This window comes from Flavobacterium sp. 2 (genome assembly GCF_049949195.1).
In the GTDB taxonomy this organism is placed as follows: domain Bacteria; phylum Bacteroidota; class Bacteroidia; order Flavobacteriales; family Flavobacteriaceae; genus Flavobacterium.
In genome coordinates, this window is record NZ_CP188206.1 from 4,999,978 (window position 1) to 5,014,150 (window position 14,173).

Annotated in this window: 5 protein-coding genes; 4 read left to right on the top strand and 1 reads right to left on the bottom strand. The window is 35.8% G+C overall.

What is annotated here, in order from left to right; all coding sequences use genetic code 11:
* Positions 1 to 2,799, bottom strand: a complete 2,799-nt coding sequence (locus ACNFIH_RS21710; protein ID WP_426484757.1) for a glycosyl hydrolase — start codon at positions 2,797 to 2,799, stop codon at positions 1 to 3.
* A gap of 448 nt (positions 2,800 to 3,247) precedes the next feature.
* Between ACNFIH_RS21710 and ACNFIH_RS21715 the strand changes: the two genes are divergently transcribed.
* The 4 genes from ACNFIH_RS21715 to ACNFIH_RS21730 all read left to right on the top strand — a co-directional run bounded on the left by ACNFIH_RS21715 (position 3,248) and on the right by ACNFIH_RS21730 (position 14,083).
* A complete protein-coding gene (locus ACNFIH_RS21715; RefSeq protein ID WP_426484758.1) occupies positions 3,248 to 6,403 on the top strand; it encodes a SusC/RagA family TonB-linked outer membrane protein in 3,156 nt (1,051 codons plus the stop codon).
* 41 nt (positions 6,404 to 6,444) lie between these two features.
* Positions 6,445 to 8,547 (top strand): RagB/SusD family nutrient uptake outer membrane protein, encoded by a 2,103-nt coding sequence (locus tag ACNFIH_RS21720; RefSeq protein ID WP_426484759.1) that lies wholly within the window; start codon positions 6,445 to 6,447, stop codon positions 8,545 to 8,547.
* Positions 8,548 to 9,000: 453 nt separating this feature from the next.
* Positions 9,001 to 12,120 (top strand): SusC/RagA family TonB-linked outer membrane protein, encoded by a 3,120-nt coding sequence (locus tag ACNFIH_RS21725; protein ID WP_426484760.1) that lies wholly within the window; start codon positions 9,001 to 9,003, stop codon positions 12,118 to 12,120.
* Between the two features lie 19 nt (positions 12,121 to 12,139).
* Complete coding sequence (locus tag ACNFIH_RS21730; protein WP_426484761.1) at positions 12,140 to 14,083, top strand: RagB/SusD family nutrient uptake outer membrane protein; 1,944 nt, start codon at positions 12,140 to 12,142, stop codon at positions 14,081 to 14,083.
* Positions 14,084 to 14,173 lie beyond the last annotated feature (90 nt).

Here is a 14,173-nt window from a genome sequence, read left to right on the forward strand (position 1 = left end):
TTAGTTTTGCTGTTTTAATGGCGTGATTGTGATCGGTCCTAAAAGTCCTGACGGTATTGGAGCCCATTTTGTAGCGTCGAATTTTTTATAATCTTTGTCAACCATGTTGATTTCATAAAAAATCTTCCATTCTTCGCCTTTTAATTCTTTGTTGCGAATTCGGTTTGCTGAAAGATTCGTAACCTGAATTTTCAAGATATTTTTTCCAGATTTTAATTTGCCGATATTTAATTGATAAGGAACAGACCATGCTGTGCCAATGAATTCATCATTTAACCAAACTTTTGCGCTTTCGCGGACATCGCCTAAGTTTAAACTCCAATTTTCAGTTTTAGCATTTGGATTGTTAAATTCCAAAGTATAAGTTGCTGATCCAGAAAAAGCTTCGGCTTCAGGACTTAATTTTGTCCAAGATTCTAAATTTGAAATAGTCGCACTTGGAGGTAATTGAGGCCCGCCTTTATCAAAGTTGATTTTCCAGTTTCCTTTTAATGGAATAGCTTCAGCAGTTGGTTCATAGTAATTCCATTTTTTCTGCGAAGCTGTATTTTCAGTCTTTAAAAAATAAGATTCTCCCGGAGCAATTTTAATTTTTACCAATGTTGTATTGGCGGATTTTTGTACAATGGCATTTCCAAATTCTCTTGTAAGCGGATTTAGAATAACTACTTCTTTATTTCCAGCTTGAATTGGGATAAATCCATCGATTGTTTTAGTGGTGTGATTAACTAAATAATATATTTTTTCACCATCTACATTTCGTCTTGTAAATTTTAAACCTGTATTTACAAGCGTTTCAGGATAGATCTGAGCGCTTTCTAAAGTTTTTAAAACATCTGAAGTTGGTTTTACCAATTCATTGTTTGCAGTTAAAAGAGTTTGAAGTTGTTTTTCCTGATTTTTATAATCATTAAAACCGGGAATAGATTCCGGAAGATTTTCGAAAATGATATTTGCTCCCGCTTTTTTCAATTCAATCAATTTCTGCAAAGTTGCAAGAGGCATTTTTTGCGTGGGAGGAATTACTAAAGCTTTAAAAGTTGTACCATTAAGACTAATTTTTCCGTCGATTACTTTTGCATCGGCAATAAAATTATCAGAGATAAAATCTACGCCATAACCTTGATTCATTAGTTTTTTGGTAGAAGCATAGAAAGAAGTCGGATGAAGCCATTCCTGAAGTGAATGTATTTTGAATTCAAAAAATAAAGTTCCTTTTTGATATTTGTCCCAAGTATCAAAAATTGGCCAATAAAGCAGAATCTCATTATCTGATTTTCCTTGCTGCAACATGGATTGACAGTTTGCAATATAAGAGAATAGAGAAGGAGCATCTTCCCAAATACTATTATTTGAATTGAAATTTACCGAAGCATAAAACTGCCATCCCGGCCAAGTTGCTCTGTCTGGCGAATAAGTAGAACCATGAAGAAAAATATGATTGATTCCGCTCAACATTAAATCCTCAGCTTCTGGCTTGCATTGTGATAAAGCAGCTTTGAAATGTTCGCGAAGCCACGTAAAAGTCTCAGATGAAACTAGATTTTTCCCTGAAATATGTGCCGCCGATGATGAAAATTTAAGCATTACCGGATCAGCATCTCCTTCACGAATATCTTCTTTTTCTCTTCTAAATCCAGGAATATCAAAAGGCATCGAACCAAAAGTTTCACATTCTGGAATATCTGCAGCAGCGTATAAATCAATCAGATTTCCTGGAGATCCATGCGCCTGAAGTTTTGTTTTGAAATTTTTCGAATGCGCCCATTCTGTCCATGGTTTATCGAATTTGTTCAATAATAAATCACCAATTGTTTGGCGATAATCGCTTCTAATTCGGTTACCTATTTCACTATCTGTTTCATTCAATAATATAGGCAATTCTTTTTTTAAATCATAACCGCGCAGTTTTTGAAATTCTTCGAAAAATTTAGGCGTAAAATCAGTGCCATAAACTTCATAACTGTCATTAAAAATGGCTCTTATTTTGCCTTCGCGACCTTTAAAAGCATTATTAAACGGAACTACATAAGCGTCTAATGCTTCTGTTGAATAATGATCTAGAGTAAAACCGCTTCCGCCAGGCGCTGCTCTTTTTACTTGTTGTCCTGTTTTTCCGCTAAAAACAGCATACAAAGTATAATCTGTTTTTTTTGCTTTCCATTTCAGTTTATTAGGTTCAGTTTGGTTCGGAATTTCAACAGCTTTTCCGTCAATGCCTTTGTCCTTTATTTTGGTTTGATTTTTTTTAAGCAGATCGGTCAAATTGATATACGAGCCATCATTTCCATAAGCTACTACATATAATAATTCGGCAGGATTTTTTTCTTTTTTGTTTTCAACAGTAATATTTCGGTCAAATATTTCGTCTTTTTTTAGCGGATATTTTTCAATAATCAGTTTTGTTGCAGCATTTGCAACCGTTACATGCGATCCTCCATATGGCCATCCTGTTCCCAAAACCATATCAACTTGCATGTGCAGACTGTCTGCTACATGAACTGTATAGTCGAGCATTTCCATCCATTTTGGAGATAGATAATCAATGAAATTATTTTCTTCGCCTTTTACACCATATATAGGAGTAATTTCTACACCACCAATTCCTGCATTATGAAAATCTGAGAGTCTTTTTTTTAAGTTTGGCTTATCTACAGCGCTTCCCATCCACCACCAGCGCGCCCATGGCTGATTTATATTAGTAGATTTTGGCCAAGGTGATTTTGTTTCCTGAGCTGAAGAATTCAAAACCCAGCAAAGGGACAAGAGGATAAGACAATTTGATGTGGTTATTTTCATTGGTTAAGGTTCAATAGTTTTATAAAACGGTTACTAAATTACTTACTTCATAATAAGTATAGAGATATATAATAGTAACTTTTTATTGGTTGTAATAAGGTAAAAGTAGTAGCAGAAACTCAATTTGCTATCCTGTAGCGTCCTGTTTTCTATCATTTTATTAAAAATCAAAAGAGTAATAATTTGTCATATTTTTTTCTCAATTCATATTTTTAGGTCGGAAATACTATGAATTACAAAAAAAATATTAAAGAAAATTTCGGATAATTTATTTGTAGATTATACACTTATTCACCCTTGTAAATCAGACAGTTGAAGTTTTTTTGAGTTAATAAAAACATAAAATTAATTATAAGAACCTGAAAGTTAACAGGATACTACAGGATGCTGTGCCCCCTTGTTCTAAATAAATTTGGATGAACTAATTAATTAACCAAATTTAACTTTTATGAAAAACAAATTTAGTCTTTTGCTGATTTTGGTCATGTTTGCGCTGTTGCAGACAGCAGGTTATGCGCAGAACAAAGTGGTTAAAGGTACAATCACTGATGCGGCAGGTCTGCCAATACCAGGGGCAAATGTACTTATTAAAGGAACAAAACAGGGAACAAGTACTGATTTTGATGGTAAATACTCTATCAATGCAAGTACTGGACAAGTATTAGTATACTCGTCTACTGGTTCAAAATCTGTTGAAAGAACAGTTAGTACTTCTTCAGAAATTAATGTAAAACTTGTTGAAGAAGTATCTCAACTTAATGAGATTGTTGTTGTTGGTTATGGAACTGCGAAAAAATCAGACGTAACAGGATCAGTTTCAACTATAAATGCGCAGCAATTAATGAACAGACCTGTTTCAAGTGCAACTGAAGCACTACAGGGTAAAATTGCCGGAGTTGATATTACTACAAACGAGCGTCCGGGATCTCTTGGTACAGTACGTATTCGTGGTAATAGATCTTTGACAGCAAGTAATGATCCTTTATATGTTGTTGATGGTGTGCCGTTAATGTCTGCATCTGCAATTGAAACATTAAATCCAAGAGATATTGAATCGATGGATATTCTTAAAGATGCTTCAGCAACAGCTATTTACGGATCGCGTGGTGCAAATGGTGTTATCATTGTAACAACTAAACAAGGAAAATCAGGCAGATTTACTTTAAATTATGCTGGTACAGTGACTACTTCTGATATTGTTGACAGATCACCGTCAATGAGCGCATCTGATTTTATTACTTTCAGACGTTGGGCTGCATACAATCTTGATCCAGCTAAATATGCTAATCCAGCGACTCCAACTCTTGCAAATGATAAATTGATTTTTGACAGTGCATTAGATGGTCAAACGTCAAGAGACAATGTATTAAGAGGATGGGCAAGTGGTACTTGGGATGCTTCTAAAGTAATTAACACTAACTGGACTGATTATGTAACGCAGACAGGAGTTAGTACAGAGCATGTTATTAGCGCTAGTGGTGGTTCTGAAAAAGTAAATACGTATGGTTCTGTTGGTTATTTAGATAATCAAGGTACTCAAAAAGGGCAGTGGTACAAACGTTATACTGCAAAATTAACTTCAAATATTACTCCAGTTGATTGGTTTAAAATGACTGCTTCTTTTAATGTTTCATGGAGCGAGCAAGATTATGGTATGTCAACTTTAAGTGCAAGAAGCGGTACATCTCCAGATGCTATTTATGGTGCAGCGAAACAAATCTATAATATTGCTGTTCCTTATGATGCAAACGGTAATACAATTATTAATCCGGGTGGTGAATCAGGTGTTTATACGATCATGGATGAGTGGGAGAAAAGTACACAGCAATCGCAAACAATGCGTGTTTTAGGTAATTTTTCTGCTAATTTAGATTTTGGAAAAATGACAAGATCATTAGAAGGTCTTACCTATAAATTAAATTTCGGACCTGATTTCCGTAGTTGGAGAGAAGGTGTTTATGTTGACGGAACATCATCATTAAAAATTAATGCAAATGGTAGTGCAGGTACTAATTTTGCTCGCCTTTCAAACCGTCGTGATCTTTCTTGGACTGTAGATAATATTATTAACTACGACCGTACATTTGCTGCTAAGCATAAAGTTGGTTTGACTTTATTACAAACTGCATCATCTTGGAATATTGAAAATTCTGCTATGAGTGCAAATAATATCCCTAAACCTTCATTTTTATGGAATGCAATGGGTTCAGTAGATGCTACAAATGCTGCTAATAATGCACGTATGAGTTCAGGTATTACAGAACGTGCAATTAGTTCTTATATGGCTCGTGCAAATTATGGTTATGACAATCGCTATTTGTTAACAGTTTCAGGACGTTGGGATGGAGTTACGCAATTATCTGAAGGACACAAATGGGATTTCTTCCCTTCTGCAGCATTAGCTTGGCGTCTTAATAACGAAGAATTCTTAAAAAATGTTGATTGGATTAAAAACTTAAAACTTCGTTTAGGTGTTGGTACTTCTGGTAACTCTTCAGTTAATCCTTATGGAACTTTAGGAAATATTAGCCAAATATTCCTTCCTTTTAATGGTCAGAGCAATGCTATTGGTTTTACTACAAACGAGCCTTATTATACAGATACTCAAACAGGAATGCCTAATAAAAATTTAGGTTGGGAAAAAACGACTCAATACAATCTTGGTGTTGATTTTAGTTTCTTAAACAACAGAATCAGTGGTACTATTGATGCTTACAAATCAGATACTAAAGATTTATTATTAAGAGTAGATATACCACCAGTATCAGGTTATCCATACATTGTTTCGAATATTGGTCAAACAAAAAATCATGGAGTTGAGGTAACGCTTAATCTTATTCCTATTCAAACTGCTACAGGATTTACATGGGAAACTAATTTAAATGGTGCGTGGCAGAAAGATGAAATTGTTGGATTAGCAAATGGTGCGCAAGACATGGTAAGTAACTCATGGTTTATTGGTCAGTCTATCGCTGTTCGTTACGGATATGATAATAATGGTCTTTGGCAAAATACTCCAGAAGATGTTGCTGAAATGGCTAAATGGAATGCTAACGGTTATAAATTTACACCAGGTAACGTAAGACCTAAAGATCAAAATGGTGATTACAAAATGGATGGTACAGACCGTGTAGTTATAGGAAACAGTAATCCTTACTATACAATGGGATGGAATAACAACTTTACTTATAAAGGATTTGATTTAGGAATAAACCTTTACGGACGTGCCGGATATACTGCTTCTTTAGGAGGTGAAGCTTTAACTGCACATGCAAATCAGCGTGAAACAGATTACTGGACTCCAGATAATCCAGATGCTGAATTCCAAAAACCAATTTTAGGTCAGGCAACTTCAGGTTCTGCAGATCCATTTTCTGGACTTCTTGGTTTCCAAAAAGCATCGTTTGTAAAAATTCGTAATATTTCTTTGGGTTATAATTTATCTAAAGACGTTGCAAATAAAATTGGATTGGCAAATATGAAATTTTATGTTCAGGCTGTAAATCCAGGAAGTATTTATCAATCTTTAGATTGGTATGATTTTGACACGGAGAAAACGTATTACAACCGCAGTTTTGTTATGGGAGTTGAAGTTGGGTTTTAATAAGTTGTTGCGAATTGAAGTATAACAATAAAAGTAAAAAAATGAATAATATAAAAAATATAGGAATTGGTCTTTTATTAACAGCGGGGATATTTTTCACTTCGTGTTCGAAAGACTTTCTGGACGAAGAACAAACAAATGCTTATTCGACAGCTTATTTTGATACACCTGAAGGTCTTCAGGCGCTAACGGTATCTCTTTATGGTAATATTCGCTGGCATTTTGGTTTCGAATGGTCGTATGGAAATACTTTGTATGGTACAGATGAGTTTACCAATGCAAATGACCTTACTAACGAAATGTGGAATACCTATGATAACCGTTTTGGACCAGTAGGTGCATCAGCTGCAACAGGAGCGGCTAACGGAAATGCAACTAATCCAAACGCGCTTTGGGATGAGATGTATTATGGTATTGCATCTTGTAATACGATTATTGCTAAAGCAGAAAAAGTAATTACAGATACAAAAATTAGAAACCGTTGTTTAGCTCATGCTTATTTTTTAAGAGGGTATAACTATTACAGACTTGTTGCGCAATATGGAGGTGTTGTTCTTCAAACTACACCTATTGAAGGAGTTGTTCGTAATTATGAGCGTGCTTCAGAAGAGAAATGTTGGGAACAAGTAATATCTGATTTCCGTCAGGCTTACAGTCTTTTTGAAGGTGAAGTTTTTACTTACGGTAAAGGTGTTACCTGGACAAAAGCAACTGCTGCACACTTTTTAGCAAAATCGCTATTATTCCGTGCGTCTGAGCGTAATGATGCTTGGAATGCTTCTTACAAAGATGCTGATCTTAAGGAAGCAATCGATGCTTGTTCATATGCAATTACAGCTCGTGGGCCATTGACTCCTAATTACAGCGATTTATATGCAAACTGGACAGGAGTTGACTGCCCTAATGAGCAACTTAATGAAATTTTAATGGCTGCAGGGCACAATGCTGATGCTGCTACAGTTGGTCGTTTTGGAAACCGTACGTATAGTTATTTCGCTCCTCAGTTTTCTAGTTTTTCTGGAGGATGGGTAAGACGTGGTGTTTGGATTGGAAGTATGGATTTTCAGCGTTGTCGTCCTACAGAATACACATATGGTGTGTTTGATCACGTAAATGATGCACGTATGTGGAAAACTTTTAGAACTGTTTATGGTGCAAATACTGTAATTGCTCCTAATCCGTCAGGGGTAAAAGTTGGAGATCCTGGTATTGTGATGATCTTGAATACTAAAAATGACAATACTTATGACGGTGCTAAATTTGGTGCGAGTGTTCAGGCTCCAACTTGGACAGATGCAGCGGGTCGTTTACCAGAATGGAATACAGGAGCAAGACAAACTGCTACTACTGGAACTTTAGCAGTTAAAAAAGGACAATATGTACCTAACTCTTCGGTGTTGTATCAAAATGGAGTTTATGTAGCACCTACATTTAAAAACCAGCCAATTTGTAACTTCTTTGCTGGTATCAATAAAACAGAATGTGGATCTCGTACTGCTGAAAGAGGTGATTCACACCGTGATGTAATTATGGCTCGTCTTGCTGAAACTTATTTAATACGTGCAGAATGCTATGTTCGTCTTAGCCAGTATGGAAATGCAATGCAGGATATCAACGTAGTAAGAGCAAGAGCACAATGGAAAGCAGGAGAAAATAGATCTTATTATAATGATGGTTCTCAAGCGTTTAAAACGAATCCTTTAAATACAGGAACTTCAGCTACAGCCTTTACAGCCTCAAATTTAGATATGAATACTTATTATTTGTCTAATCCAACAATTCCTGTTACAACAGCAGCATCTGATTTGACATTGAAATCTTTCCCTAATAATTTACCTGCGGAAGATGAAGCTGTTATGGCTAAAGTTGGTGCTTCGACAGATAAAGAACGTGCTATAAACTTTATTCTTAATGAGTCTACTCGTGAGCTTTTAGGAGAATGGCAACGTTGGGAAACACTTTCTCGTACTGGAATGCTTATCAAACGTGCAAAAGCATTTAATGCTGAAGCGGCACCTAATATTAAAGTTGGTAAACACGAACTTCGTCCAATTCCTCAAACTTTTATTGATGGATTATTAAACGATGATGGTTCTAATTTATCAGCTGCACAAAAAGCAGCTTGGCAGAATCCAGGTTACTAAAATCTTTTTACTTTTTGTTTTTGAAAGCCGTCTCATTATGAGGCGGCTTTTTTTTGTGTTTTTAAAGTGAAAATGATACTAGTAAATCATGAAAATAAACGGATCATAAAATATTTTTAGAAAAAAAATGCAATCGATTACATTGGTTTGAAAAAAATATCATAATTTTCGGATATTAATTTCACATTCAATAAAAATTTTTGAATAAAATTATGGTATGTGAAAAAATAATAACGTTTCGTTTTTATATTCCTATTTAGAAGCCTTTTATTCAATTTTCCTTTGAAAATCAAGTGTTTGAAGGATTTTATGGTTAAAAAAATCTTAAATAATTTTTGTAAAACTCTGTAAGTTAGAATAGTTATAAATTATTTTGCAGGATACTACAGGACAGTGCGAGATTAACTTCTAAATAAATTTGAGTAACTAATTAATTAACCAAATTTAACTTTTATGAAAAACAAATTGAGTGTGCTGCTGTTGATAGCCATGATTGCATTATTCCATGCATCTGGATACGCGCAGAACAAAGTAGTCAAAGGTACCATTAAAGATGCTACAGGATTGCCAATTCCGGGTGTCAATGTACTCATCAAAGGAAGCCAGAATGGAGTGAGTACCGATCTGGATGGAAGTTACTCTATTAATGCGGCTTCTGGAAACATTCTTGTTTACAGTTTTATCGGTTTTAAAAAACAAGAAATTACTGTTGGCGCTGCAACTGTTTACAATGTTGTGCTGAAAGAAGAGGACAATTCTCTTGAGGAGGTAGTCGTAGTAGGTTACGGTACAAAAAAGAAAAAGGATCTTACTGGATCAATTGTGAGCGTAAATGCTGAAGAAATCGCATCAAGACCGGTAGTTAATGCCGTACAGGCTATGCAGGGAAAAGCTGCGGGTGTAGATGTTTCTTCAAATGAACGTCCGGGAACTGTTGGAAATATTACTATTCGTGGAGCTCGTTCTATTTCTGCTTCAAATGCACCGCTTTATGTAGTTGATGGTATTCCTCTAAATTCAAGATTGGTTACTGATGCTTCTACAGGTAAAATTAGTGTTGATGCCAATTCTGGAGGTATCGACTTCTTAAATCCAACTGATATTGAAACAATCGACGTTTTAAAAGATGCTTCTGCAACGGCAATTTATGGTTCACGTGGAGCAAACGGAGTTATTATCGTTACGACAAAAAAAGGTAAAAACGGAAAATTTACGTTGAATTATGATACTTCTCTTATGACAGAAACGATTCACGAAAATGCCCCAATGATGTCTGCAGGAGAATATATTGAATTCCGCCGTTGGGGAAGATATTACTCTAATCCATCTGCTTTTCCAAAAGGAGATGCACCTACAATAGAAAATGATAAGTTAATTTTCCTTGCTTCTGCCGATCCGGCTGCATGGGCAAACATCGAGAAAGGATGGGCTGGCGGAACTTGGGATGGTTCTAAAGTTGCGACTACAGACTGGACAAAATTTGTAACCCGTACAGGAATCACACAACAGCATACTATTGGTGTAAGCGGTGGAACTGAAAAAATGAAAGGTTACGGTTCTTTTGGATATTTAGATAACACAGGAACTTTATTTGGACAAAGTTATGTGCGTTACAGCGGAACTGCCAATGTTGATATTACACCAACAAAATGGTTTTCTATGGGTGTGAGTCTTAATACAAGTTATGGTATAAATGAATATGGGCAATCAAACGTAGGTAGAACTGCCGTTACAAGTTCAACAGGAATTTATGCAACAGCACGTACAAACCTTCCTTACGCAGTTCCTTATGACAGCAACGGAAACCGAATTGACAGTCCAGGTGGAGATTCAACGATCAGAACTCCTGTTGATGAATATAAATTGTCTCAAGATCAGCGTATAACTTTGCGTGCTTTTGGTAGTTTGTATGCTCAGTTTGATTTGGGAGCAATTTCTTCAAAACTTGACGGTTTAAAATACCGTATCAATTTTGGTCCTGATCTTACATCATTCCGTGATGGTGTTTATTTGGATGGTAAATCGGCTATTCGTTCAGGAACTAGTTTTGCTTCTCTAGCTAAAGAACAAACAATTTCATATACATTGGATAACTTGATTTTCTACAACAAAACATTCGGGAATCACAGTTTTGGAGGTACATTATTAATGAGCCAGACGGAGTATCATAATGAAAACAGTTCAATGTCTGCAAATGATATTAAAAACCCTGAAAACAAATGGAACGCTCTGAATCCTGCGAATGTTACTCTTGCTGGATATTCTTCTGGTCTTACTGATACAGGTTTATTGTCATACATGGGTAGGGTAAATTATACGTATGCTGATAAATATTTGTTTACTGCTTCTGGCCGTTATGACGGAGCTTCGCAATTAGCGGCAGCAAACAGATGGGCATTTTTCCCGAGTGCTTCAGCTGCATGGATATTAAACAAAGAAAAATTCTTAGAAAATGTTTCTTGGGTTAATCAATTAAAATTGAGAGTGGGTTACGGTGAAACTGGTAATGCTGCAGTTCCTGCATATGCAACACAACCTCCATTAGTTGGGATTGTTTATCCTAATGGATCGGGTGTTGTAAACAATACATCTTTAGGAAATGTTGATTTGGGTTGGGAACAAACGGCTCAATTTAACTACGGTATTGATTTCGCATTATTCAGTAATAGAGTTTCCGGTGCTTTGGATTATTTTACAAGCAGAACAACTGATTTGTTATTAAAAAGCAGTGTACCAACGGTTATCGGGGTTAAAGATACTTACCAAAACGTTGGAGAAACAGAAGGAAAAGGTGTCGAACTTACTTTGAGCACGGTAAACGTTACAACAAAAGATTTTGAGTGGACTACTAACATCAGTGCTTCTTATCAGCAAAATAAAATTGTATCGCTTCAAAACGGAAAATTTGACGACATCAACAATAACTTATTTATTGGAGATTCTCAAAATGTAATTTACGGTTTCGAATCAAACGGAATCTGGAAGCCAGAGGACGCTGTCGAAATGGCCAAATTTAATGCAGTTATGGGGCCAAATACTTTCACTTTTGGTAATGCAAGACCAGTTGACCAAAATGGCGATTATAAAATTGATGCAAATAATGACCGTGTTATTATTGGTTCAAAAGATCCGAAATATATTTTTGGTATGACAAATACTTTCAGCTACAAAAATTTCGAATTATCATTCTTTGTATATGGACGTATGGGCTATTTGTATGATACTTTAGGTGAAAATGAAGGTGCAAAAGGAAGCCAGAGATCTATTAATTATTATACAGATAATAATACAAATGCAGAATATCAAAAACCTATTTATTCAGCAGGTACAGGAGATCCTTATTACCCAATTTTAGGATATCGCAATGGGGCATTTTTGAAAATGAGAAATATTTCTTTAGGATATCATTTTGATAAAGAATTAGTACAGAGCCTTGGACTTTCTAAATTGAGAATTTATTGTCAGGCTACTAATCCGGGTATGATTTTTACAAAAGTAAAATGGACTGATTTGGATACGCAGACAACGGCTTCAAACAGAGGTATAACTTTAGGGTTAAATGTAGAATTCTAAATAATTAAAAAACATCATTATGAAAAATTATAAAAAACTATATATCAACTTAATGCTTGTTGCAGCGCTGACTTTAGGAAGTTCTTGCAGCAAAGATTTTCTTGACGAAGAGTTGACAACGGCTTACAGTTCAGATTATTATAAAACTGAGGCTGGAATTCAGGCTTTGGCAGTGGGAACTTATTATCAGGTATTTGCAGCAGAATTTCAAGGCGAAGTACCACTTACTGCAACAGAATCTGGAACAGATGAATTTCACGCTGGAGGTGACCCTTCAAACTGGATTTGGAATTCTTACTCCTCAGGTTTTAAAGCTTTCGTAACAGTTTCTAATGCGAACACTGTTGCAGCAAATACACACTGGGATAATTTATATATCGGAATTGGAAATGCTAATACATTAATTGAATCGGCAACTAATATTGTTTCCACAAATGATGCAATCAAAAAAACGGCATTAGGCGAAGGTTATTTTTTAAGAGCTTTTAGTTATCTTCAATTGGTAAGTCAATACGGAGCTGTTCCTTTAAAATTAAAAACAAGTTCTACAGTTGAATTAGAATTCACAAGAGCTGCGCCGCAGGAAGTTTTAGCTCAGGTAATTGCCGATTTTACTCAGGCTTACAATTTATTAGGAAATGCTGGTGCTCCGGCAAAAATCACTAAAGATGCCGCAGCACATTATTTGGCAAAAGCATATTTAACTCGTGCTAGTGAAATTAACGATAGCTGGAATGGAACTACAAAAACGGCCGATTTACAGCAAGTTGTTGCTTTATCTGATGAGGTAATTTCGCGTCACCCATTAGCAGCTAATTATGATAATTTATGGTCATACACAACTGCTGATGGTGCTAACGAAAAACTTCCGGAGTTAATTTTATCTGCACAATTTAATGCGAGTACATTAACAACTGGAGGAAATCAGCAGCATTTATATTTCCTTTCTACTTACGACCAATTGCCCCAAATGAAGCGTAACCTTGCCGGCGGAAGACCTTTTAGCCGTTTGGCTCCAACTTATTTTGTATATGATGCTTTTGATCATGTAAATGATTCTCGTTTCTGGAAAAGTTTCCAAACAAAAAGTATTGTCAATAATGCATCTGGTGCTGTTTATAAAAATGGCGATTTAGGTATTATGTATGTTGTAAATACAGCTGCAGATACTCGTTTTGCCAAAACTAAAAATACAGATGTCATAATTTATCCAAAAACAGGAAAAACAATTCCGAGTGTTTATGTGGCTTATGCTGCTGATAAAGTAGGCTTAATGGCCGATGTGAGATTTCCGTCTTTAAGTAAATATATGGACGGAAACAGAATCGATTTGAGTAATATTAAAGGATCTCGTGATATTACATTGGCGCGTTCTGGAGAAACTTACTTAATGGCGGCTGAAGCAAAAATCCGTTTGGCAAAAGCCGGCGGAGCTACATTTGCAGATGCATTGCCTTATATTAATGCAGTTCGTGCCCGTGCTGCTTACAAAGCTGGAGAAAACCGTGCAGCTTACGCCGATGGTTCAGCTGCCTATACAACTACAGGTCAGGCAGGAATTCCAATTTCTTATATTCCTGAAAACTCGTATTATGAGTCAAATAATATTGCGGTTGCAACAACTGCAACAAGCTTAGCAATTAGTAGTATTACTGCATTGCCAGCAGAAGATATGGCTGTAATTGCAAAATTAGGATACGGAACTGATTATGACAGAATGTTGTGTTTGGTACTTAATGAGCGTACTAGAGAATTGTGCGGAGAATTTCACCGTTGGGAAGATTTAAGCCGTACTAAAACATTAGTTGCCAGAGCAAAAGCGTATAATATTGAAGCTGCTGCAAATATTCAGGAATACCATAATTTGCGTCCAATTCCGCAGACTTTCCTTGATGGAGTTTACGCAAGCGGAAAACCTTTGACTGCAGAACAAAAAGCTGCTATGCAAAATCCAGGGTATTAATATCAAACTTATTTTTTGGTTTTTTATGTTAGGAACCGTCTCAATTTTTGAGGCGGTTTTTTTTTATTATATAGCAGGGTACAACAGGAT